The organism is Brevibacillus panacihumi (genome assembly GCF_003710985.1).
In the GTDB taxonomy this organism is placed as follows: Bacteria; Bacillota; Bacilli; order Brevibacillales; family Brevibacillaceae; genus Brevibacillus; species Brevibacillus panacihumi.
Genome location: NZ_RHHT01000002.1, coordinates 81,753 through 104,439 on the forward strand (window position 1 = coordinate 81,753; position 22,687 = coordinate 104,439).

Here is a 22,687-nt window from a genome sequence, read left to right on the forward strand (position 1 = left end):
TTTTTTTGCAGCAGGGCTTCACCAAACTTTCGGGGAGCCAAGACTTTTGCATGAGAACCAAACGATGTTAAAGAAAAAGGAGCGATTCAACGTGCAAACTCGGTTGCAAGAGATGAAGGAGTCCGCGCTCGGCCAGATCAGCCAAGTGACGGATTCCGCCCAACTCCAGGATTTGCGGGTCAAATACCTGGGGAAGAAAGGTGAGTTGACAGAACTTTTGCGTGGAATGGGCAGTCTGTCACCGGAAGAACGTCCCCTCGTCGGACAATTGGTCAATGAAGTGCGGGGAGCCCTGGAAGCCGCTTTTACCCAAAAGCAGTCTGCCTTGGACGAGGCGGTTCTGCATGCCAAGCTGGCATCCCAAACCATTGACGTGACATTGCCGGGACGTCCGGTTCCGACCGGGACGATGCACCCGCTCTCCCGCATCATTGAGGAGATCGAGGATATTTTCATCGGTCTTGGCTTTGAGATTGCGGAAGGACCGGAAGTGGAGATGGATCACTTCAACTTCGAAATGCTCAATCTGCCCAAAGACCATCCGGCTCGCGACATGCAGGATTCCTTTTACATGACTGACGAGATCTTGCTGCGTACGCATACCTCTCCTGTGCAGGCACGTACGATGCTGAAGAAGCAGGGAGATACGCCAGTGAAGATCATCTGCCCTGGGAAAGTGTATCGCCGCGACGATGACGATGCGACGCACTCCCACCAGTTCACGCAGATCGAGGGTCTGGTGGTGGACAAAGGAATCGGGATGAGTGACCTGAAAGGAACACTGCTAACCTTTGCCAAGCAAATGTTCGGTCCGACCCAACAGGTTCGTCTGCGTCCCAGCTTCTTCCCGTTCACGGAGCCAAGTGCGGAAGTGGATCTGCAATGCTTCAACTGCGGCGGGGATGGCTGCCGGGTGTGCAAACAGACGGGCTGGATCGAGATCCTGGGCTCTGGCATGGTACACCCGCGGGTACTGGAAATGGCCGGCTACAATCCGCAGGAAGTAAGCGGTTTTGCCTTTGGCATGGGTGTGGAACGGATTGCGATGTTGAAATACGGAGTGGAAGATATTCGCCATTTTTATACCAATGACGTGCGTTTCCTGCGTCAATTCAACCGAGGATAGAGAGGAGAGGCGAAGATGAAGGTATCGTATCAATGGTTATCGGAATATGTCGATCTGAGCGGCATCACACCGCATGATCTGGCGGAGAAGCTGACGCGCAGCGGGATCGAAGTGGACGCGGTGGAATCGCGCAACGCTGGGGTTTCCAACGTTGTCATCGGCTATGTGAAAGAACGCAGCAAACATCCGGATGCTGATCGTCTGAACGTATGCATCGTCGATGTTGGGCAAGAACAGGACTTGCAGATCGTATGCGGGGCGCCGAACGTCGCACAGGGACAAAAAGTGGTGGTCGCACTGGTAGGTGCGCATCTGCCGGGAGATCTCAAAATCAAGCGTTCCAAACTGCGCGGTGTCGAATCGCAAGGCATGATCTGCTCCGCCAAGGAATTGGGCCTCAACGACAAGCTGCTGGCGAAGGATCAGCAGGAGGGCATCATGGTCCTGCCGGAGGATGCCGAAGTCGGAATGGACGCCGTCTCTTATCTGGGAATGGATGATTACGTGCTGGAATTGGGACTCACCCCTAACCGTTCGGACTGTCTCAGCATGCTCGGCGTCGCTCATGAGGTAGCGGCGATTTACGGCAAGGAGGTTTTGTTCCCTGCCATCGAGATCGAGGAGAATGGCGAGGCCAACCCGGTTCAAGTACGGATTGATGCAAAAGAGGAATGCCATCAGTACCATGGACGTCATTTTACTGATGCCAAGATCACCAGTTCTCCGCAGTGGATGAAAAATCGCCTGATGGCCGCAGGAATGCGCCCGATCAATAATGTCGTGGACGTAACCAACTACGTCCTGTTGGAATACGGTCAACCGCTGCACGCTTTCGACGCGAGCCAAGTGACAGACCGCTCCATTATTGTACGTCTGGCCCAAGATGGTGAAGAGATTGTTACCCTGGACGATCAAATCCGCAAGCTGGATGCCCAAACGCTGTTGATTACCGATCCGCAAAAAGGCTTGGCCATCGCAGGGGTGATGGGGGGAGCCAACTCGGAAATCAACGATGATACGAAGGAAATTATTTTGGAGGCAGCCTGGTTCACACCGCAGACGGTTCGCAGCACTTCCCGCAAGCTGGGAATGCGAACAGAAGGCTGCGTGCGTTGGGAAAAAGGGGTAGACCCGTTGCGCGTAAAAGAAGCCGGGGAGCGCGCTGCAGCTTTGATCCAGCAATTGTCTGGCGCAAAGGTTTCCCGGGGAGTAGCGAGCACCGTCGTTTCGGAGGGCAAACCTGCTGTCGTAAGCATTACCTTGGACAAAATCAACCAGCATCTGGGTACATCCTTGAATGCTTCAGAGGTATCGCCGATTTTTGACCGCCTGCAGTTCCCTTATGTCGTAGAGGGCAATACTTGGACGGTAACGGTTCCTACCAGACGTGGAGATATCACATTGCCGGAGGACCTGGTGGAAGAAGTTGCCCGACTGTATGGCTATGACAAGATTCCGACCAGCCTGCCGACAGGAGTGACTACCCAAGGACAGCTTACTGCAGATCAGCAGCTGCGCCGGACGATTCGCCGCCACCTGATTGGCGCGGGGCTGAATGAAGCCATTTCTTACGCTCTCGTCTCCCCGGAACGCGTGGAGGACGTGGCCGGATTGCACGAAGGCAAGACAAACCCGGTCGCCCTGCTCATGCCAATGAGCGAGGAACACAGTGTCCTGCGCACCAGTCTTCTGCCAAGCCTGTTGAGTACTGTGGCTTACAACAAAAATCGACAAAATCATGATGTTTCGATCTTTGAGCTGGGACGGGTATTCCTCAATCGTGAGGCTGTATTAAACGAATTGCCGGAAGAACGCGTATACGTAGGCGGAGCCATGACGGGTCAATGGATGCCGCAAAACTGGATGGGAGCCAAACAGCCTGTCGATTTTTATCAGATCAAGGGTGTGGTCGAATCTCTGCTGCATGCACTGGGCATCCAGAATGTCACCTACAAAGCAGCTTCCGATTTGGCGGGCATGCATCCGGGACGCACTGCTGAAGTGTGGTCGAAAGAAAATCGCCTGGGATTCCTGGGTCAAGTCCATCCGGGAACGGAGAAGGCCTATGATCTGTCCGAAACCTATGTCTTCCAGTTGGATATTGCGAAGCTGGGCGAAGCGGCGAGCGACGTGGGGCATTACAACCAACTGCCGAAATTCCCTGCCGTGACGAGGGACCTGGCACTCGTCGTGGACCGCGATGTCAGCGCAGGGACTCTTCAGGCTACGATTCGCGAAGCAGCCGGAGACTTGCTTGAGTCGTTGACCCTTTTTGATGTCTACACGGGTGAACGCATTGCCCAAGACAAGAAAAGCATGGCCTTTTCCCTGGTGTTCCGTCATCCGGAGCGCACCTTGCAAGATGAGGAGATTCAACAAGTTACGACAGCAGTGATCGAAGCACTGAAAACAGCAACAGGCGCAGAATTGCGCATGTAGGCTGTTGAATGAAAGGACAGCTTGACGAATTATGACATTTTCAGTAACCTAAAAAGGATACAGTAGAGCAAAGGTCGCAGTAGGGAGGAACCCTTCGTGCAAGGTGATGGAAAAAATCGTTTGACGGTTGATATCTATGGCCAACAATACCGGTTGAGTGGCAAGGCGAGTGTAAATCACATACGTACGGTGGCCGGCTTCGTTGACGACAAGATGAACGAGATCGCCAACGGGAATCATCGTTTGGACACGGCCAAGATCGCCGTACTTACTGCAGTCAATATCGCGGATGAGTACTACCGCCTTCGCCAAGAGTACGAAGAACTGCTGAGACTCCTTCAGGAAGACGCAAAAGAAAAGTTATAAATTCGTGAAAACACAAAAAAGAGAGGCCTATGCCTCTCTTTTTCACATTTGCATGTCGTATGGAATCAAGTGATCAAGTTTCTTGGCGATTGCGGGGCTCCCCGAGATTGTTCTTGATGGGGATAAACAAGTCGATGATCCCGATGACCAGTGAGGCTAGAAGCGCTCCCAGAATGGTGACGCGGAAACCAGCGACGAAAAACTGTGTGATGTAGATGACTACAGCACTGACGAGAAAACCGACAATCCCACGGTTATAGGGTGAGATGCGATCCCCGAACAGGGATTCAACAATCCAACCGATGACGGCGATAACAACAGCCGCTAACAGCGCTGTCCAAAAGCTGTTTACAGAAAAGCCGGGTACGAGAAAACCGACAAACATCAGTACGACAGCGGCTACAATAAAGCGGATGACATGGCGCATGAATGTCAAGTCTACTCCTCCTTTTTGTGTTGTATCAGTCTCATTCTGGCTTAATTGAAAGCTGTTTATCCATCTATAGGATGTGTAAAATTATCCTTGAAGAAGTCGGCGTGCTATAATGGTGGATAATCACCGATGAAGAAGCTTGACACCCTGCGGCATAAGCTATGTTGGCGAGGCCGAAGGAGGATATGAGGAGGATCAAAGTGGAACAACGGGTCTTAAAAACCTTGGAATACGACAAAATTATCGCCATGTTGATCGACAAGGCGTCCAGCACATACGGCAAAGAAAAAGCGGCAGAATTGATCCCGGCCACGACCCTGGAACAGGCAAATATCGCTCAGCGTGGAACAGCAGAGGCCGCGACGGTATTGCGTCTGAAAGGAAGCGCGCCACTGGGAGGAATACGCGACATCCGTGGTCCTGTTCAACGCGCCAGGCTCAATGCAATGCTCTCTCCAAGCGAACTGTTGGACATCGCCAGCACGATCGGCTCTGGACGCAGGCTGAAAAACTTTCTGCTGGATATGGCAGAAAACGTGGAGCTCCCCCTGATGCAAGTCCAGGCTGAGCGAATCGAGGGATTGCGTGATCTGGAGTCTGAGATTCGCCGCTGTATCGACGAAAACAGCGAAGTGCTGGACAGCGCCAGTGTGGAGCTGCGCCAGGTTCGCCAGGAGATCAGGCAGGTCGAATCGCGCATTCGGGAAAAGCTGGATCAGATGACCCGCTCTTCCTCCTACCAGAAGATGTTGATGGAAAACATCGTAACGATCCGTGGAGACCGCTTTGTCATCCCGGTCAAACAAGAGTATCGCCATGTATTCGGAGGCATCGTACACGATCAGTCAGCGTCGGGAGCTACCTTGTTTATCGAACCGGAAGTCATCGTGACGATGAACAACAAGCTGCGTGAGCTTCGCCTGCGCGAGGAGCGTGAGGTAGAGCGGATTTTGTATCTGCTGACCGAACAGGTTTCCTTCGCGGTGGAAGCATTATTGGAAAATGTGGATGCGTTGACTGAGCTTGACTTCATGTTTGCCAAGGCTCAATTAGCCTGGAGCATGAAAGCGGTCTGTCCGCGCTTGAACGACAGCGGCTATTTGCGCATGAAAAAAGCGCGTCATCCGCTGATTCCGCGTGAGGTAGTCGTCCCTGTAGATGTAGAGCTGGGCGGCGAGTATCAGGCGATTGTCGTCACCGGACCGAATACCGGGGGGAAAACGGTATCGCTGAAAACGATCGGGCTGCTGTCCCTGATGGCGATGGCGGGATTGCATATTCCGGCAGAGGAAGAGAGTGAAATGACGGTCTTCTCCTCAGTCTATGCCGACATCGGGGATGAGCAGTCTATTGAGCAAAGCCTTTCTACCTTTTCCAGCCATATGACCAACATCATTCACATCCTGGCTTCGATGGATGAGCGCAGCCTGGTCCTCTTCGACGAGCTGGGCGCCGGTACGGACCCGACAGAGGGAGCGGCATTGGCGATGTCCATCATCGATCATGTGATCTCCTCCGGAGCTAGGCTGGTAGCCACAACGCACTACAGTGAGCTGAAGGCGTACGCCTACGACAGGCCTGAGGTCATCAATGCCAGCGTGGAGTTTGATGTCGAGACGCTGCGCCCGACCTACCGGCTGCTGATCGGTGTCCCGGGTCGTTCCAATGCTTTTGCCATTGCTCGACGCCTCGGGCTGCCCGAGGAGATCATCGAAGTGGCGCGCGGCTCCATCAGCGAAGAAGACAATCAGGTGGAGAGCATGATTGCTTCCCTGGAGCGCAATCGCAAGACCGCAGAAGCCGAGCGGCAAGAAGCAGAGAAGCTGCGCCGGGAAGCAGAAGAATTGCGCCGCCAGCTGGAAGAGGAAAGGGCACGTTTTGCCGAAGAAAAAAACAAGCGGATGGAGCAGGCGGAGGACGAGGCGCGAATCGCTGTCCAGTTAGCCAAGGAAGAGGCCGAAGCGATCATCCGCGAGTTGCGCGACATGCGCGACGAGGGCGTCGAGATCAAGGAACACCGTCTCATTGAAGCGAAAAAGCGACTCGGCAATGCCGTGCTGGAGCTGGAAAAGGAAAAGGTGAAAAAACCAGCGAAGGCCGTCCGTGCCACACAAGTCAAAGTAGGGGACGAGGTCATGGTCACAAGCTTCGGCCAAAAGGGCTTTGTTCTGGAAAAAGTGAATAACGACGAATATCTGGTGCAAATCGGCATCATGAAAATGAAAGTAAAACGGGATGACATGAACGTGGTGAAGCCAGCCAAAAACGAGCAGCAGGCAGCCCCGTACACATCTGTAAAACGCAGAAGCGACTCCATCAAAATGGATTTGGACCTTCGCGGCTACAACGTGGAGGACGGCATTCGCGAAATCGAACAATTTTTGGACGATGCCCTGTTGGCCGGACTGCATTCTGTCTCCATCATTCACGGTCATGGCACAGGCGTTTTGCGCAAAGGCGTGCATGAATACCTGCGCCACCATCGCAATGTTAAATCCTTCCGTCTAGGCGGACAGGGAGAGGGCGGCGTTGGAGCTACCATTGCCGAACTGAAATAAAGGTGGAGGAGAAGCTATGGGGGACCTTCTACACAATCCATACTTTGCGACAGCGGCCAATTTTGCGGTTACGGGACTGGCGATGATCGTCTTTTTGTCCCTGTTTGAGCTGGTTACGCGCTACCAGGTATGGGAGGAGCTAAAAAAAGGAAATCTGGCTGTTGCCTTGGCAACAGGCGGCAAGATATTTGGGATAGCCAATATATTCCGCTATTCGATCTCCGAGCATGTCTCGATCGGGCAAGCGCTGATCTGGGGAACGTTTGGCTACGTGCTTTTGCTGGTCTGCTATTTTATCTTCGAGTTTATGACACCCGGTTATAAGATTGACGATGAAATCGCCAAAGGAAATCTGGCAATCGGCTTCATAGCCATGATGATCTCGATCGGATTTTCCTATGTGATCGGTGCCAGTCTCGTGCGTTAGCGGGTGGAGTCCCGCATCGGGTTGAACCTCTGGGAAATCGAGAGTATAATAATCCATTGGCAGAGCCTGCGGGACACATCCGAGAGATTCGCAAAAAGAAGACCCGGCGATTGAATCGATGCTGATTATTTGGTTGGGGAGGAGCGCGTCGTTGGAAACCTTGTACAAGGTGCTCATTGTGATGTGCGCACTGTTTATCATTGCAGGCGTTTACTACCTGATGTAATGGATGCCAGACAACACCTGCGCTACTATGCGCAGTTATATGCCAAGAGAGAATGGAAAGAGGAGATACGCAATGACACAGCCTGTACGCGTCGCTGTTGTGGGATTGGGGTTTGTCGGTTTGCCGTTGGCTTTGACTTATGCCATGAAAGGGGCAAAGGTTGTCGGGATTGATGTATTGCCCCGTGTCGTGGAAGAAATCAATGCAGCCAATTCTCACCATTTGGAATCCTATAAAGGAAAGACCTTGCGCGAGATCCTGCGCGAGCAAATCGACGCCGGCCGCTTTTATGCAACAACTTCTTATGAAGAGGCAGCGAAGGAAGTACAGCATTACATCGTTACAGCCGGTCTGCCTGTACACAATGGCGACCCTGATCTGGAGCCTTTGAAAAGATGCGCCCAGACCTTGGGGAGCGTTTTGAAAAAAGGCGATACCGTGATGATCCGCAGTACGGTAGTTCCGGGTACGACAGAGGAAGTCGTCCTGCCGATTCTGGAGGAAGCGAGCGGACTCGTCGCAGGGGTCGATTTTTACCTGACTTATTGCTCGGAGAGGATCGCAGAAGGGCGCGCTTTTGAGGAGTTCATTCACATGCCGCTCGTCCTGGGGGGCATAAATGAAGCAAGTGCGCAAAAAGGCCTGGAACTGCTATCGTTCATCAGCGAGACGGAAGTGACGATTTCAGACATTCGCGTCGTCGAGACTGCGAAGGTCATCGAAAATATTCAGCGTGATGTCAATATTGCCATGGTTCAAGAATTTGCCCGCTTTGCGGAATCCTTCGGCATCGATACCTTTGAGCTGATTAAAGTGGCCAACACGCATACACGGGTAAATCTTTTGACTCCGGGACCGGGTGTTGGTGGTTTCTGCCTGCCGAATGCGCTCTACTACCTGCAGCCTAAAGCACGCGAGCTGGGCGTCTCTTTGCCGCTTCTGCAGCAAGCACGCCAGATCAATGACGGAGTTCCTAATGTGCTGGTTGACATGCTGGAAAAAGCATTGAAGGAAAAGGGAAAAGCGCTTGCGGGCAGTCGTGTTGCCGTTCTCGGGTTGGCGATGAAGGACTTTTCCAACGACGATCGCGTCAGTCCCGTGCATGACCTCGTGAATCGTCTTCAAGCCCGCGGCGTCGAAGTGGTATCTTATGATCCAGCAGTTCCTACCCATTACGAACACAAGGCACAGACCCTCGATGCGGCTGTAGCTGGTTCAGATGCCCTCATGCTGACCGCTGTGCAACAGGAGTTCGCTGATGCGGATTGGACAAGTCTAATCGCCAAAATGGCGGATTCCCCGGTTCTTTTGGATACCAAAAACCGCATTCCGCGAGAACTGGACCAAAAAGTAACGGTCGTCCGCATCTAAACAAAAAGAAGCAAACCTCGTCAATCGGTTGAAAAGCCGTGGTTGACGAGGTTTTTTTCTTTAGAAGAACTCTGCACCGGAAGCGAGATTCAGCATCGCGCGCATGGTTTTGTACATTTCCACTTGATCGGCTGCCTGGAAAGAGACTGTGCAGGTTGAGGTCTCGTAATGGGAGCCTGGTACGATGGCCGCCAACTCTGCTTGCCCTGCATGAGAAAATTCGATGGCTACCTCCAAGGGAGTCGCAGTTTGGACAGGAGCAATCGTTTTTAGCTGCGAGAGGGCAGCCTTCGTTTTTTGCTTCAGCTCGGAAGTCGCTTCTTCGCGCGAGAGGCAAAGCGCGGCTGTACGGGAGACAGCCTGCTTGACGATGGCGGTACTGATGCCTGGGATCAGTTCGCTTGCCTCAACAGCAATCAGGTTGTCGCCGGATACCATACAGACAGGAACTTGATAGAGGCCGGCGTAGATGGCGTTAAAGCCAAACTCGCCGACGACGCGCCCATTGACGTACAGATTGTGGATCACGCCGGACATGGTATGGCTGAGAACGCCAGGGATGCCTTGGCGAGTGTGGTAACCAATAAACATGGCGGCGTCGAAGCTTTCATCCAGGCCTTGCACCATGGAGCAATCGCGAGGAGTTCCGGCGATTAGGCGCGCTGCCGGATGAAGCGATTCCCAGAGGATGTTGTTCATCGTGTTGTGACTGTCTGCTACGACGATCTCTTTTACTCCCCACTCAAGTGCTGCTTCTATCACGGCATTGGCATCCTGCGTCATGAACTGCCGGCCTCTCTGATAGTTGACGCCGGAGTCGGGATTGATATAGCTCGTATCCACGATTCCGGAGATGCCTTCCATGTCCACGGAAAGAAAAAGTTTCATATAAAATCTCCAACCTTTCATAGGGGTTCCTAGAATCATCGTTTCAATTCTATGTAACCAAATTGTGGATACAGAGGCAACTTAAAAATTGTATTCATGACGTTCCGAATTTTTATGCTCATTCGATCTCTTTACGTACAAGCAGATCAGCAATACAATTAGGGAGGAAATATATGGGAATGGGAGGGGGAATGTATATGTATAACTATACATTGTGTTTAATTAGACAAAATCATCGCTTACTAATGTTGAATAGAGATTTTGCCCCAACAAAAGGGCTTTGGAACGGTGTAGGGGGAAAAAGAGAAGACAACGAAACCCCATTGGAGTGTGCATTAAGAGAAGCGTTCGAGGAAACGGGAATTGAATTAAAGGATGCTATTTTTAAAGGGATTGTTACATGGGAGGTGGATGGGACATTCTCAGGTGGAATGTATGTGTTTTTATCGGAACTACCACAGGACTATGTGTATGTAACCCCCCGAAAAATAAATGAAGGTATATTAGATTGGAAATCGATAGATTGGATTTTATCCGATGACAATTTTGGAGTAGGAGAAATGATTCCGCTCTTTTTACCAAAGGTTTTGAATAGTAACGAATGTTATGAGCATAAGTGCACCATTTCGAATAAAAAAATCACGAACTATACGTTAACTCCGGTACATCATGTTATCGACTGAGTATATCGGAATTTCTAATGGAGGAGAGGCTGAAAGATCCACCTATGTAAGAAGGCACGATGGCTTGCCTATAGGGCAAGACGCATCGTGCCAGATCATCATGATAGCAGTTTTTTGTACAAATCGAGGATATGCCGGGTCATTTGTTCGATCGTAAACGTGTGCTCTACGTGTTCGAGAGCATTCTTCGCCAGTCGGCTGCGCAGTTCCTTTGATTGCAGGAGGCGATCCATCTCACGGGCCAGTCCGGCTGTATCGCCAGGCTGGACAACCAAACCTGTCCGCTCATGAAAGACGAACTCCGTGACTCCTCCGACGTGACTGGCGACGACAGGCACCTCGGAGGCCATCGCCTCAATCAGCGTATAACCGAGACCCTCGTAGAGCGACGAATGAACAAAGGCATCACAGGCATGCAGACAGGCCGGAATATCCTGTCGAAAGCCGGCAAAGCGGACACGTTCTTCCAAGCCCAATTCACGCACCTTGTTCTCCAGCAGGGAGCGTTCGGAACCATCTCCGATCAGAACGAGGTAAGGCAACGAATCCTTTGCATCCCCAGTTCGTTCTCGCAGCAGGCGGGCAAAGGCATCGACCATGAGCGGCAAGCCTTTTACCGGAACAAAACGAGCAGCTGTCCCAAACAGGAAAGCATCCTGCGGGATCTCCCATTCCGCACGCAGTCGACTTCGATCGCTCTCACGCAGCTGGTTTTGCCGGTAAGGGGAGAGATCTGTCCCGTTGTAGATCACACTGATCTGCTCGTCTGGCACGCCCTGCTTGCGCAGAATCTCCGCAATCGCCCTGCTGATCGCGATGTAATGCCGATTCCAGAGGCGGGTTCCCCGCTCCATCAAACTGACGATCACATAGGCCAAGGCTCCTGCGTAGTCGTAACGCAAGGAGCTGTGTACGGTAGTGACCAGAGGGATTTGCATGGCTCGTGAGGCAAGCCGGGAAAAAAAGTTCGCCTTGATGCCGTGGGTATGTATGATTGTCGGCCGGAATGTCTGGAATGTACGCCGCAGCGCAAGCAAAAGACGCAAGTCAAAACGGCCGAATTGATCCAGCGTAATGACCTGGATTCCCGCCTTTTTCAGCTCGCCGGCAAAAAGGGCATCATAAAAACAGACAACCGCCACCTCCACCTCATCAGCGGGAAACGTGGAGGCGAGATTGAGAATATGCTGTTCTGCGCCGCCAAATTCACCTCCGCCGATCACGTGGAGGACTCGTAGTTTGCTCATCTAATTTCACCCAAATCGTAGTTACAAAGCCATTTTCACTATAGCAGATGCTTGATAGATTCGCAATAAGACGCCACTTGTGGTATCGTAGGTAGAAGGAAAATCACCTGCAATCAGACGCTTTTGGACAAGGAAGGTTACCAAATGAAAGACCGCAACGTGTTACTCATATGCTATGGATTTCCTCCCATCGGGGGTGGCGGGGTTCCACGCCCTCTCAAGATGGCTAAATATTTGGGGGAGTTTGGCTGGAAGGTGCATGTCCTGACTGTCGAACCGGCTTACCATGCTACCCTGGACCCTACTCTGCTGGCACAGTTGCCGCCTGAGGTACAGATCTATCGTGCGAAAGAAATGCCCCTGATTCCCAAAAGAGGGGCTGCTTCTGCTGCTGTCCCTGCTGGTGCGAACCAGACTGCCGTGGACGCTTCGCCTCCGCGCCAATCCCTGAAGGCGGCATTAAAAAAGCAAGTCGTGTCCATTTTGAAGCAGGTCAAGCCGTACCTCTTGATCCCGGACGATCAGATTCTATGGCTGCCCAATGCACTGAAACTGGGGCGAGAGATCATGCGCCGTGAAAAGATCGACGTGATTTTTTCGACGTCGGGCCCCGTTACCAATCATCTGGTAGCTCGCAAGCTGGCGAAAGAGACCGGCTGCAAATGGGTTGCAGATTTTCGCGATCCCTGGACGCAAAATATGCACACTTCCGGGATTGCCTGGCGCGAACGCTTGGAGGAGGGAATGGAGACTGGAGTGATGTCAGAGGCTGATGCGATCACGACAGTTACCGCTACCTTCGCAGAGAATTTCCGGAAAAAACACGGTGCCTGGATCAAACGGCTGGAACTGATTTACAACGGATTTGATCAGGCGGATTTTGAGGATTTGCAGCCCTTGCATGCCGCTCCTGAAAAATTCCATGCTGTCTATGCGGGAATTCTGTATCAGAAACGAAATCCGCGCCTGCTTCTGGAAGCGATCCGCGAGCTGATCGACGCCAAAGAAGTGGATGAGAATGATTTGCTGCTCAGCTTTGCCGGAGTGTTCGACTACCCGGGCTACTCGGAAAATCGCGACTGTGTCGAGCGGCTGCGACTGAATGAATTCGTGAGACAGATGGGCAACCTGCCGCACAAGGAAGCGCTGGGCTTGATGAAGGGTGCCGATGCCCTGCTGTTGATCGGGGATGTCTCCGCAGATGCGGGGGCTTACATTCCAGGCAAGCTGTATGAGTACATGGGGATCGGCAAACCGATTCTCGCCCTGAACAAAGCGGGTGAGGCGACAGAGATCATCGAGCAGTTCCATCTCGGACAGGTGGCTGACCCACAGGACAAGGCAGCGATCAAGCAGGCGTATTTGCGGCTGTATCGCGAATGGAAGGATCGTGGGGTTGCTGCGGATGGCCAACCGGATCGCGGAGCTGATTTTGCCGAGCGCGTGAAGCCCTATGAACGGCGCGAGCAGGCCAGACAATTGGCGCAGCTTATGGACGAACTGATCAACGTATAATATTCCACCCAATCCCCCGCGACGCGATGTTGCGGGGGATTTTGGGAGATAGGTGAGATGTGAACGTGAATCTTGAGGTACAGCGCTTGCGGGCGTACAATTTTTTTTATTTTTCCATTCTTTCCATGTTTATTTCTTTTCTGCCAGTTTATCTCTCCTTTCGCGGAATTGCCCCGGGGGAGCTTGGGCTGCTCGTTGGGATAGGCTCGTTCATCGGAATTTTGTCACAACCCTTTTGGGGGATGTTGAGCGACAGGGCAAAGACGCTCAAGCGGATCATTCTCATAACTGTTGGCTGTTCGGTCGTGATCGGCTTCCTCTTGTTCACCAGCAGCCAGTTTCTGGTTTTGCTCTTTCTGGTGGCAGCGATGTATTTTTTCTTGATGCCGACAGACCCACTTACGGAGAGCTTAAACTATCGGGTTGCAGAGAACCATCAGATCAGCTTTGGCTCCATTCGGACGTACGGAGCGATCGGCTTTGCTACGTCTTCCCTCGTCATCGGCTGGATGGTGGACTTGTGGGGGATGGAATCACTGGCGTGGCTGTTCGTGGGATACGGGGTGTTGACGTTTGGCTTTTGCGTGTTCGTGCCTGATGCGCCTGCCAGCAGCAAAAAGCTCTCTTTTCAGGATTTGAAGCAATTCTTTTTCTATCCCCGGACGCTGCGCTTTTTTCTGCTCGTCCTGCTGGTGTCCACACCGCATCGAACCAATGACAGCTTTCTGGGGGTCTATGTGCAAAGCTTGGGCGGCACCACAGGAGAGGTAGGACAAGCCTGGTTTCTCGCTGCTGTCAGTGAGGTGGTATTTTTTGCCATCAGCACCTGGATACTGCGGAGATGGAGCGAAATGAGACTGATCATGATCGCGGCTGCTTTGTACACCCTGCGGTATGTGCTGTGTGCGATCGCTCCCAGCCCGGATTGGGTCGTTTATTTGCAAATCTCGCAGGGCATTACCTTCGTCATTTTCTACACAGCGTCCATTCAGTACCTCTATCGGATTATTCCGGAAGAGTGGAAAGCGACGGGACAGACAGTGCTGGCCGTCCTCTTTTTTGGGATATCCGGCATCGTCGGCTCGATTGCGGGGGGCTGGGTGTTTCAGCAGATCGGAGGAGATGCTCTGTACTGGGCCATGGCCTGCTTTTCGTTCGCTGCATTCCTGTACAGCCTGCTCCTGAGAGCGAAGCTGACAGACCAAACTGAATGTTCCCATCAATAAGTCATTTGATACGGCTCTGACATTCCTCTGTTACGTTTGGAAGACGAACAGGAAAGGATGACTGACCGTGAAACGACATGTCTTTTCTCCGCTGTCTAACCGCTCTTACCGAACCTTCTTTTTTTCACAGGTTTTTACCGATCTTGGTAATTGGATGGACTTGTTGGCCTTAGGAGCGCTGATTACTTTTACCTGGAAGCTGGGACTGGAAGCGAACTCAGCGGCTGTGATCGCGATGGGCGCTCCCTTTTTATTGATCGGCCCCTTTGCTTCTGTCTGGGTGGATCGGCTCTCCAGCCGAATGGTCCTACTGCTCAGCACATTTTTGCGCGTCTTGGTGATCATAGGTTTTTTGCTGGCACAAAATCTGTATATGCTGCTTCCGCTGATCTTTCTGAAATCGACTCTGGCCTCCATCAGTGAACCAGCCCGTCAGTCCCTGCTACGTCATCTCGTGCCGGCAGAGGAGATGGCAGAAGCGAGCGCTTTGGGGCAAATGGTTTCAAATGGAATGAAAATGATCGGTCCCGCCATCGGAGGCCTGCTGCTGACTTTTTCATCTCCGGCAGCCGTTTTTGCGGTAGAGGGGGTGCTTTACCTTATTGGCTGGTTCATTATGCTGGCTCTCCCGCGCGTACAAGCCGCTGCCGATTACTCGCGAGACGAGAAGCACGGTTTTCTGCGTGATGTTGCGGAGGGGATCCGATTTTTGTTTGGCAATCCTCTGATCCGTTCTGCCGTGATGATCGTAGGTCTGTCCATGTTTATCATTTTTTTGTATGACGGGTTTTTCCCACCGCTTGTTCAAGCGTTGGGAATGGACACGCTGGGATATGGTCTTGTCACCGGGGCTGTGGGAGCAGGCTCCGTGCTGGGTGCATTGCTGACGGGGCAGTTTACGCAGTGGCGGAATTGGCCGATCCTGTTCATGGCGGTGGGAAGAATCGTCTCCGGCTTGCTGTTGCTGGTAGCGGCGGCTGGAGTTCTCTACGGTTTTGCTCATGGGAACACCGCTTTCTGGGTCGTACTATTTGCGGTGACAGGCGCGGTCGGAGTGGGAATGACGGTTCCGTATGCGTACCTGCTCCAGACCCAGACACCGAAGGAATTAATTGGGCGGGTCTCAGCGGTCGCCATGGCTGTACAGGGAATCGCGATTTTTACAGCGCCATCTATCGGGGCGATTCTGGGAAATTGGCTGGGGCTTGGATGGGTGTTTGTGCTGGCTGGCGGCTTTACGGTGCTGCTCGGTGCTGCAAGCATGTGGCGTGCACAGGAAAAGAAACGCCTGACAACCAGCGCGAATATGTAGCCAAAGAAAAGAAGAAGAGCAGTCGGGAAGATGGTTGATCTGTCCGACTGCTCTTTTTGTTGTGGTTCAATACAGCAAATATCGTTCTACTTCTGACGGGTCCTTGATATGGATGCCCGGATCGTTGTACTTGTACAGCTGGAAAAATACTTGCTGGTCCATGGTTCCCGCTTCTGGCAGAGGGAGGATGATCCAGGTCTCGTACTGGTGGATCAGCCGGTCTTCTTTGCCGATCCAGAACGTCGTCTTGATCGTGGATTCATTCAAGATGTAATTCAGATCAGGACGATCCCCCAATTGCTTTTTCAACGGTTCAAACAAGGGGCTTTGGCTCTTGGCCAGCCACTCTGCGCCTGTCATTTTTAACTGGAATGTCGCCGTTTCGGTCCCGTATACCTTGTCATCCGGCAGTTGAACCGCTTTGTCCATAAAGGGGAGCCAGTCTTCAAAGCCTGCCAGGACGTCGAAGGCGAGCGGTTCGTCTCTCGCGGTCACCCAGTACTCCTTGGCACGGATGTAATGCTTGTCGTCGATCCGATAGTACTGGTAGGGCTGGGCGGCGATTCGCGCATCGACGTTGTAGCCCTTGTCATTGATTACCGCTCCGTTGAACATGCTGTTCACCTGACGAGCGAGAATATTGTTTTTTACATGTCCCTTGTACCAGTATTTTTGCGCGTCGGGATCGGTTTTCGCCTTTTCCAGCGCAGTCTTCAGCCATTCCGCCCCTGATTCATTCAAACCTTCAGGAGGCGCTGCGGGAGTCGTATCGAAATTCGTGGAAGCAAAAGCTTTCGGTCCTGATTCATAGGTGCAGCCGCCAAGCAGGGCAGCGACGCAGACAGAAGCAAGCAAGGCAAAGATTTTTGTTTGCTTACGCATGGCGAACCCTCCTTACGACTCCGTAAGCTACCAATCCGACAAACACGGCAATGGTCAGCGGCAGGACTGGGATGTTGTGTCGTTTGAACACCAAAATGCGGTGTGAGTTGTACATATTGCCGATGATCTCGTTCTGGCCGTCGCCGTCGATGTCGCCGATCTGTACGTTGATGAGCGGAAGATAGATGCGCCAGTTCTCCGTAAGCCCGTCCGGCGTATAGGAAAAACCGCGCAGATATCGGCTGTCTGTCGTACTGATCCAGCTTTTCGCTTTGGCGATGATTTCAGGCTCTCCGCTGCCTACCGCTGCGAAGTTCGAGAAACGGAAGCTGGTATCGCCCTCGGCGCTGGACCACAGGATGTCCCAGGTTCCTTCCGGCGTTGGTTTCAGGATGTAGGACGGCTTGCCTGCGAGCAGCAACTCATCTACCTGATCGTTGTCGATATCGGCAGGGATGAATTCGGCAGTCGCCAGCTCGGCTTCCTTGCGTGTGAGCGTATAGGCTTCCTTCAGCGAACCGTCTGCTTCCACGACCATGACGCTGATATGTTGGCCCATGATCATCAGGCCTTCCCGTCCATCGGGCAGCATCATTGTTGTCAGCAGCTTGGTGGCGTCTGTTTTCCCGCTAAAAGGCTTGCCGTCGTAAGTTCCACTCAAGACCCCATTGATGATATGCAAATCTTTGTAATGGCGCCCCAGCTCATGGCGCAGGTCCATGCTGCCTTTGTTCTCTTCCAGCTTGTTGGCGATGTTCTCAATATCCAGCATGAATGCGCGATAAGGCGTAGTACCAATCTGCATCATGCCTTCTGCGAAGTTTTGCCGCTGCACATTGGGAACGAGCTGGTCATCCTTCATCGTGTAGTAAGGGAAGCCAGGCAAGTCGGTCGGCATCTGGTGCTTGATGCGTTCCAGGGTCTCCGCAGGGAGCTCCTTGTTATCCATACGCACCAGCTTGCCGTTTTCCCAACGCATGACATAGAGGGAGAGAGGCTCGGCTTGCAGGTGCAGCAGTTTTTCAGCGAGCGCTTTTTTCTCCTCTTCGGTTTCCGGTTTTTCCACCGTTTCCGGCAAAGGCAGCTCCATTGCATTGCCGTAGGTAATCACTTCTTGTTTGCCATCCCCGTCGACGTCGTAGAGCGTGATCGGGAAGTAGTCGACCCACTCGCCATTGTAGAGACGAGCCGTTTCTTCCTGGACGGTGAAATGGCTCAAGGCGGTCAAGGTATAGCGATTAAACGTGACATTGGCGAGCAGGGCGATGACGACCAGCGCACCTACTGCTTTCCAGTTGAGGCGTCCATACCATTTGACCAAGAGGGCGATCACAATCACGGCGATCGCACCGCCGATCAGAAGAGCCGCTGTTGTTTTCACATCAACGCGAGTCAGGGCACGGTCCAGCAGCAGGAAACCGATTGTGAAGACCAGCACCTGACGTCGTTCACTTGGATGGATCAAGAAGTAGAATCCAGCCAGCACCGGAATGAAGATGAGCAAGGCAATCCAGCTCAGATCAAGAAACGCGGGCTTCACGAGCAATTGGTAGATTAGAAACAGGGCGATGGCGTAAACGGCCCAGCCCAAAGTTGAAAGAATGGAACGGCTGCGCATGGATTCACCCCCTTTTTGATTGTATGTGATCGGCGTACAACGCACTGAAAATGCCGCCAAACAGCCAGAAGTAGAGCGCCATGAACGGCACCTCGAAAATGTTTTCTACGAAATTGTGAAACGCGACAGCGAAAATGCCGCAAAACAAGCCGAGAAGCAAGAAGAAATGGGGGGAATTGCGCCATGCCTGGACGGCCTTGACCCCGTTTCTCAGCATCATCGTGACAAAGATGAGAAGCAGTGTGATCCCTATCAAACCGAATTCGGCCAAGCTTTTGAAGAAGTAGCTGTCAGAGTATATCGTACCGAAATGACGATATCCTACGGCTCCCCCATGATGGCCAAGACCAACGCCGAAGAGCGGCTCAATCCGCATCTTGTCATACGCATCTCCCCAACGGTCGAGACGACCTGCTTGCATACTCGATTCCAGGTATTCTTTCGTGAAGATCCCAAAAACCCGATTTTTCAGCGAGCCCAGCCCAGGAACAGCGTCGGGGACGTTGTACAAGCCAATCACGCCGATAATGCCGACGAGGACGAGGACCAAGGCGACGCGTTTTTTCCATATATAGACACAGATGAACAGGGAAAAAGCGAGCGCGAACCAGGCACCCCGTGATGCAGTCAGCAGCAGCGCCAAGAGAGTAATCAGCGTTACGCCTGCCCAGAGCAGTTTTTCTTTGCGATTGGTCACCTTGATAAACAATCCGGTTGCGATCGGTGCGATCAAGGCCATGTAGCTGCCCAGTACGTTGGGGCTTGTCACGAAGGAAAAGGCGCGAGTCGTGATCGCTTCGCCCTCTTGTACCCATGATCCGGGAGTTTGGACACCCAGTACAACCTGGATGACTCCGTACAGGCCGGTTACAAAGCCTACCAGGACAAGCACTTTTAAGAGTTTTTCCAATTGATCTACTGACTTGAGCAGATAGAATCCCATGAAGAAGGCAATCAGGTATTGGTAGATGGAGCGAAAGCCCTCTACGCTTGCTTTCCAAACCGCCATGTCCGTCACAGTCAGGGCGATTCCCAGAACAAACAGGGCGGAAAGCACATGTTTGATTTTGGGCATGGTGCGATTTCCTTCCAGATAGGCAAGGAGCGTAAACACCGACAGGATCATCAGCAAGACCTCATCCCAAAATGACGAAACGACTGGAATTGGTAGAATGTTCCGCAACAGGTAATCGATAAGGGGGTAAGCCAAAAACAAGTATAGCCACGTGTTTGCTTGACTTCCCCACTTCAACACGGTTTCTTTCATTTGATTTGTAGTCCTCCTACGCAGGGATTAACCAATCCATTATAATGAATTTCACAACCTCCTAGCAAGTTAGGAGGGAAAGGGATTGGTAGGATCGCGAGAAATGAGATATGATAGCAAAGTATTTGACGCGCAGGTTGGTTGAACGCCGAATAAGGAGTTTTGGAAATGAGTCTGATCAGAATTGCTTCCATGATCGTCGTATTGACGCTGGTGGGAAGACTTTTGGGTTTTTTTCGAAGCGTGTATGTATCCGAATTATACGGGACGGGGATGGAGGCCGACGCTTTTAACATCGCGGCGACGATTCCCCTCACCCTTTTCCTTGTCGTCCCAGGCGCTATTAACGCGGTCCTGATTCCGACGATGCGCGGTCTGATGGAAAAGAAACAGCCGACAGATGGGCTTTACCACAAGATGCTTGGCATTGTATTGGCTGTTTTCGGACTGGTCGCCGTAATGGGAGTCGTGTTTGCCAAAGAGGTAGCTGGGCTCTTTGGCTTGACAGGCGTCAAACTCGACCTGACTGCAGACATGCTGCAGTGGATGTGGCCATCTGCAGTATTTATCGGCTTGGCCGGGCTTTGGACCAGCATGTGCAATGCGCATCAGCATTTTTTTACCCCTACTTTGGGCACCGTCGCCAATGGGGCAATCGTCATCGGGAGCATGTACTTCCTCGTTCCCGTCTATGGGCCGCAGGGGCTGGCGATTGCGACAACTCTTGGCTATCTGGCAGCAATGGTTACGATGCTGCCGACTTTGCACCGCTTTGGATACCGGCACCGCCTCTCCTTTTCCTTTCAAAAGGATGAAGCTCTGGCAGGAATGGGAGAGCGGGTTGTGCCGATCCTGATCGGAGCAGTCGTGGCACAGGCTACGACGTTCCTGGAGCGAGGCTTTGCAGAATCAGTTGGTACTGGTGCGATTTCAGCCCTGGCCAATGCCAACCAGATCGTGCAGATGCCGATGGCGATTTTTGTTGGAGCCTTTACACTGCCGTTGTTTCCGCTGCTTGCTACCCATGTGAAGCGGGGAGAGATGACAGAGATGAAGCTGATCCTGCAAAAAGGACTGGCGTATCTGTTCATCCTGCTGGTACCGGTTACTGTCGGGCTCACCTTGTATGCGGAGCCGATCATTCGCCTTGCCTTTGAGCGCGGCGCATTTGACGAGCTTTCCGTATCGATGACCGCGTGGGCGCTGCCTTTTTACGCTTTGGGCTTGTACGCGCTGGGGGCGCGGGATTTGCTGACTCGTGCCTTCTACGCGCTGGAAAACACACGTACACCCGTCACCATCGGGATTGTCGGGATCGGGGTGTACATCGCAGCCAACTGGCTGTTGATTCCGCATCTCGGACACGGCGGAATCGCATTGGCCCAGGCCTTGTCTGCCTTCAGTCAGGCTGCATTGCTGTTCGTCTTGCTTTGGCGCGCTGTCGGCGTGCCTGTGAAGGCCAGCTTTTTGTGGACGATGGTAAAAACACTGCTGGCATGCGCAATCATGGGAGGAGGCATTATTTTGCTGGATCCTTGGCTGTCCCAACTGCCAATCTGGATCTACCTGATCATCGGCGTAGCAATTGGCATGCTCTTGTACGGCGCAGCATTGATCGTGATGCGCGAACCGCTGGTAGCCGAATTGCTGCAAAAAGTGCGCAAACGCTCTATTCCATCCGGGGGGCAGTCGTAAGCGGGCATTCGCGAATGGCATAGCGGACTTTTCCGGAAGCGCTCGGAGGAATGTGGTCCACGTAAGCGACCTGGACGCTGACATCGCCCAATGCAGCCTGGATGCCAGCCAATAGGCGGGATTCGTCTGCGGGCAGATAGGTGTCCGGATCCTTCACGAGCTTTAAGCTGAGCCGGCTGGGTTCATGCTGCACGATCTGAAACGTGCGAAAGCTGTCCATGCCGCGAATGATATGATTAAAATAGTGGCCATGAACGATTTTTCCGTGCGTGGAGATGAACATGTCATCTTCTCGTCCGTCGATCTTTTCCAATACGGGAAAATTGATCCCGCAGTCGCAGCTTTGGGGGGAGAGGGCGATCATGTCTCCCAGCTGATAACGAAGACGCGGCATGACGCTATTGTGCAAGTCAGTCACGAGCAACGCCCCGGTTTCGCCCGGATAGAGCGGTATGCCTGTGAGCGGATCGACGACCTCGAGGAAGCAGTTTTCACTGAAGATGTGCATTCGCCCGCTCGGACATTGATAAGCGATCATTCCGCCGTCGCGAGCTCCGTATTCATTGATGACCGGTGCCTCAAAAGCCGATTCGATCGTCTGCCGCTGGTGGGCATGCAGGCTTTCGGCAGTGGAGACGACCGCTTTCAGTTGGATGCCTGGCGACAAGCCGCGCTCCAGCATCATTTCTGCCAGGCTGTGGAGTGCCGAGGCGTATCCATATAAATAGACAGGTTGAAAACGCTGGATCAGGCGCAGATAGGCAGGAAGCTGCTCTGTGTCCAGCTCGTAGGCGGAAAGGATGAGGCGATTCTTCAACCAACGTTCTTTCCAGCGATGACGCCGTTCCTGTTGTTGATTCAATTCCAGCGGCGAACCCCAAATCATGACACAGGGGTCGCCGATCTGAATTCCGTGCCAGGAGAGGCCGAGCCAACGCGCGGCTTCGTAGCGTTCGACAGCCGGGCGGTCGAGATAAAAACGGGTGGGCTCGCCGGTAGAACCGCCCGTTCGGTTTCCGATCAACTTCGCTGGATTTGTGTGTTGGGAGAGGTATTGATCAGCGTTCTGGCGAAAACGGGATTTGCTTAAAATGGGGAGGCGCTGCAAAAAGCGTTCGGGCTGCTCGCGATGAGTCTCCCATTCCGAAGCGAATTCGGTATACGCTGGGACATCCCGGGTCGCATGATCCAGCAGCTTGCCCAGCTTTTTTCGTTGGCTTTCTAGCAAAGCATCTGTTTGCAGGCTTTGAGCACGCCGCAATTCTGCCATGTAATGACGTGTTCGATTTTCTTTGAGCAGCTCCATCATCGGCCACTGTATGCGGCGAATCCAGAAACCGGTTGCGGGCACGACCATCTCCTCCTTCTTGGGCAGACGATTCGAAGAAGTCATTGGAATCTGTTTCCA

At 52.7% G+C, this 22,687-nt stretch carries 18 protein-coding genes; 11 read left to right on the forward strand and 7 right to left on the reverse strand.

Going from position 1 to position 22,687, the window contains the following annotated elements:
* Positions 1-91 precede the first annotated feature (91 nt).
* The 3 genes from pheS to zapA all read left to right on the forward strand — a co-directional run bounded on the left by pheS (position 92) and on the right by zapA (position 3,931).
* The gene (pheS, locus tag EDM58_RS00475; RefSeq protein ID WP_122911955.1) at positions 92-1,126 is read left to right on the forward strand and encodes a phenylalanine--tRNA ligase subunit alpha; all 1,035 of its coding nucleotides are present in this window, start codon (positions 92-94) and stop codon (positions 1,124-1,126) included.
* 15 nt (positions 1,127-1,141) lie between these two features.
* Positions 1,142-3,565 carry a phenylalanine--tRNA ligase subunit beta gene (pheT, locus tag EDM58_RS00480; RefSeq protein ID WP_122911581.1) on the forward strand — a complete coding sequence of 808 codons (2,424 nt, stop codon included), beginning with the start codon at positions 1,142-1,144 and terminating at the stop codon, positions 3,563-3,565.
* A 96-nt stretch (positions 3,566-3,661) separates the two neighbouring features.
* Positions 3,662-3,931 carry a cell division protein ZapA gene (gene zapA, locus EDM58_RS00485; protein ID WP_023555638.1) on the forward strand — a complete coding sequence of 90 codons (270 nt, stop codon included), beginning with the start codon at positions 3,662-3,664 and terminating at the stop codon, positions 3,929-3,931.
* 73 nt (positions 3,932-4,004) lie between these two features.
* Here zapA and EDM58_RS00490 read toward each other — a convergent pair whose 3' ends face one another.
* Complete coding sequence (locus tag EDM58_RS00490; RefSeq protein ID WP_122911582.1) at positions 4,005-4,367, reverse strand: phage holin family protein; 363 nt, start codon at positions 4,365-4,367, stop codon at positions 4,005-4,007.
* Positions 4,368-4,564: 197 nt separating this feature from the next.
* Here EDM58_RS00490 and EDM58_RS00495 point away from each other — a divergent pair, with 197 nt between their 5' ends.
* The 3 genes from EDM58_RS00495 to EDM58_RS00505 all read left to right on the forward strand — a co-directional run bounded on the left by EDM58_RS00495 (position 4,565) and on the right by EDM58_RS00505 (position 8,946).
* Positions 4,565-6,922, forward strand: coding sequence for an endonuclease MutS2 (locus EDM58_RS00495; RefSeq protein WP_122911583.1), 2,358 nt, complete (start codon positions 4,565-4,567; stop codon positions 6,920-6,922).
* Between the two features lie 16 nt (positions 6,923-6,938).
* Positions 6,939-7,349, forward strand: a complete 411-nt coding sequence (locus EDM58_RS00500; protein WP_122911584.1) for a DUF350 domain-containing protein — start codon at positions 6,939-6,941, stop codon at positions 7,347-7,349.
* A gap of 298 nt (positions 7,350-7,647) precedes the next feature.
* Positions 7,648-8,946 (forward strand): nucleotide sugar dehydrogenase, encoded by a 1,299-nt coding sequence (locus EDM58_RS00505; RefSeq protein ID WP_122911585.1) that lies wholly within the window; start codon positions 7,648-7,650, stop codon positions 8,944-8,946.
* 60 nt (positions 8,947-9,006) lie between these two features.
* On the opposite strand, the gene EDM58_RS00510 is transcribed toward EDM58_RS00505, so the two are convergent.
* Positions 9,007-9,834 (reverse strand): M55 family metallopeptidase, encoded by an 828-nt coding sequence (locus EDM58_RS00510; protein ID WP_122911586.1) that lies wholly within the window; start codon positions 9,832-9,834, stop codon positions 9,007-9,009.
* Between the two features lie 197 nt (positions 9,835-10,031).
* On the opposite strand from EDM58_RS00510, the gene EDM58_RS00515 reads away from it, so the two are divergent.
* Entirely contained in the window at positions 10,032-10,517 is a 486-nt protein-coding gene (locus tag EDM58_RS00515; RefSeq protein ID WP_122911956.1) for an NUDIX hydrolase, read from the forward strand.
* A 98-nt stretch (positions 10,518-10,615) separates the two neighbouring features.
* On the opposite strand, the gene EDM58_RS00520 is transcribed toward EDM58_RS00515, so the two are convergent.
* On the reverse strand, positions 10,616-11,764 hold the full coding sequence (locus EDM58_RS00520; RefSeq protein WP_122911587.1) for a glycosyltransferase: 1,149 nt from the start codon (positions 11,762-11,764) through the stop codon (positions 10,616-10,618).
* Positions 11,765-11,908: 144 nt separating this feature from the next.
* Between EDM58_RS00520 and EDM58_RS00525 the strand changes: the two genes are divergently transcribed.
* The 3 genes from EDM58_RS00525 to EDM58_RS00535 all read left to right on the forward strand — a co-directional run bounded on the left by EDM58_RS00525 (position 11,909) and on the right by EDM58_RS00535 (position 15,817).
* Positions 11,909-13,279 carry a glycosyltransferase gene (locus tag EDM58_RS00525; protein WP_122911588.1) on the forward strand — a complete coding sequence of 457 codons (1,371 nt, stop codon included), beginning with the start codon at positions 11,909-11,911 and terminating at the stop codon, positions 13,277-13,279.
* 65 nt (positions 13,280-13,344) lie between these two features.
* Entirely contained in the window at positions 13,345-14,505 is a 1,161-nt protein-coding gene (locus tag EDM58_RS00530; protein WP_246000452.1) for an MFS transporter, read from the forward strand.
* Between the two features lie 67 nt (positions 14,506-14,572).
* Complete coding sequence (locus EDM58_RS00535; RefSeq protein WP_183187368.1) at positions 14,573-15,817, forward strand: MFS transporter; 1,245 nt, start codon at positions 14,573-14,575, stop codon at positions 15,815-15,817.
* A gap of 66 nt (positions 15,818-15,883) precedes the next feature.
* On the opposite strand, the gene EDM58_RS00540 is transcribed toward EDM58_RS00535, so the two are convergent.
* From EDM58_RS00540 to EDM58_RS00550, 3 genes are read right to left on the reverse strand one after another with little or no spacing between them, the layout of a single operon-like run.
* Positions 15,884-16,699 (reverse strand): hypothetical protein, encoded by an 816-nt coding sequence (locus EDM58_RS00540; protein WP_122911590.1) that lies wholly within the window; start codon positions 16,697-16,699, stop codon positions 15,884-15,886.
* On the reverse strand, positions 16,692-18,317 hold the full coding sequence (locus tag EDM58_RS00545; protein ID WP_122911591.1) for a hypothetical protein: 1,626 nt from the start codon (positions 18,315-18,317) through the stop codon (positions 16,692-16,694). Before EDM58_RS00545 ends, EDM58_RS00540 begins: the two co-directional genes overlap by 8 nt.
* Positions 18,318-18,321: 4 nt before the next feature.
* A complete protein-coding gene (locus EDM58_RS00550; protein ID WP_122911592.1) occupies positions 18,322-19,584 on the reverse strand; it encodes an O-antigen ligase family protein in 1,263 nt (420 codons plus the stop codon).
* Positions 19,585-19,752: 168 nt separating this feature from the next.
* Here EDM58_RS00550 and murJ point away from each other — a divergent pair, with 168 nt between their 5' ends.
* A complete protein-coding gene (gene murJ / locus EDM58_RS00555) occupies positions 19,753-21,279 on the forward strand; it encodes a murein biosynthesis integral membrane protein MurJ (RefSeq protein ID WP_122911593.1) in 1,527 nt (508 codons plus the stop codon).
* On the opposite strand, the gene EDM58_RS00560 is transcribed toward murJ, so the two are convergent.
* Positions 21,254-22,630, reverse strand: coding sequence for a phenylacetate--CoA ligase family protein (locus EDM58_RS00560; protein WP_122911958.1), 1,377 nt, complete (start codon positions 22,628-22,630; stop codon positions 21,254-21,256). The two genes, murJ and EDM58_RS00560, sit on opposite strands and share 26 nt — an antisense overlap.
* Positions 22,631-22,687 lie beyond the last annotated feature (57 nt).

Coding starts and splice junctions, on each gene's coding strand:
- pheT (WP_122911581.1), top strand. CDS start 1,142: ATGAAGGTATCGTATCAATGGTTATCGGAATATGTCGATCTGAGCGGC.
- EDM58_RS00500 (WP_122911584.1), top strand. CDS start 6,939: ATGGGGGACCTTCTACACAATCCATACTTTGCGACAGCGGCCAATTTT.
- EDM58_RS00505 (WP_122911585.1), top strand. CDS start 7,648: ATGACACAGCCTGTACGCGTCGCTGTTGTGGGATTGGGGTTTGTCGGT.
- EDM58_RS00510 (WP_122911586.1), bottom strand. CDS start 9,834: ATGAAACTTTTTCTTTCCGTGGACATGGAAGGCATCTCCGGAATCGTG.
- EDM58_RS00515 (WP_122911956.1), top strand. CDS start 10,032: ATGTATAACTATACATTGTGTTTAATTAGACAAAATCATCGCTTACTA.
- EDM58_RS00520 (WP_122911587.1), bottom strand. CDS start 11,764: ATGAGCAAACTACGAGTCCTCCACGTGATCGGCGGAGGTGAATTTGGC.
- EDM58_RS00525 (WP_122911588.1), top strand. CDS start 11,909: ATGAAAGACCGCAACGTGTTACTCATATGCTATGGATTTCCTCCCATC.
- EDM58_RS00540 (WP_122911590.1), bottom strand. CDS start 16,699: ATGCGTAAGCAAACAAAAATCTTTGCCTTGCTTGCTTCTGTCTGCGTC.
- EDM58_RS00545 (WP_122911591.1), bottom strand. CDS start 18,317: ATGCGCAGCCGTTCCATTCTTTCAACTTTGGGCTGGGCCGTTTACGCC.
- EDM58_RS00550 (WP_122911592.1), bottom strand. CDS start 19,584: ATGAAAGAAACCGTGTTGAAGTGGGGAAGTCAAGCAAACACGTGGCTA.
- murJ (WP_122911593.1), top strand. CDS start 19,753: ATGAGTCTGATCAGAATTGCTTCCATGATCGTCGTATTGACGCTGGTG.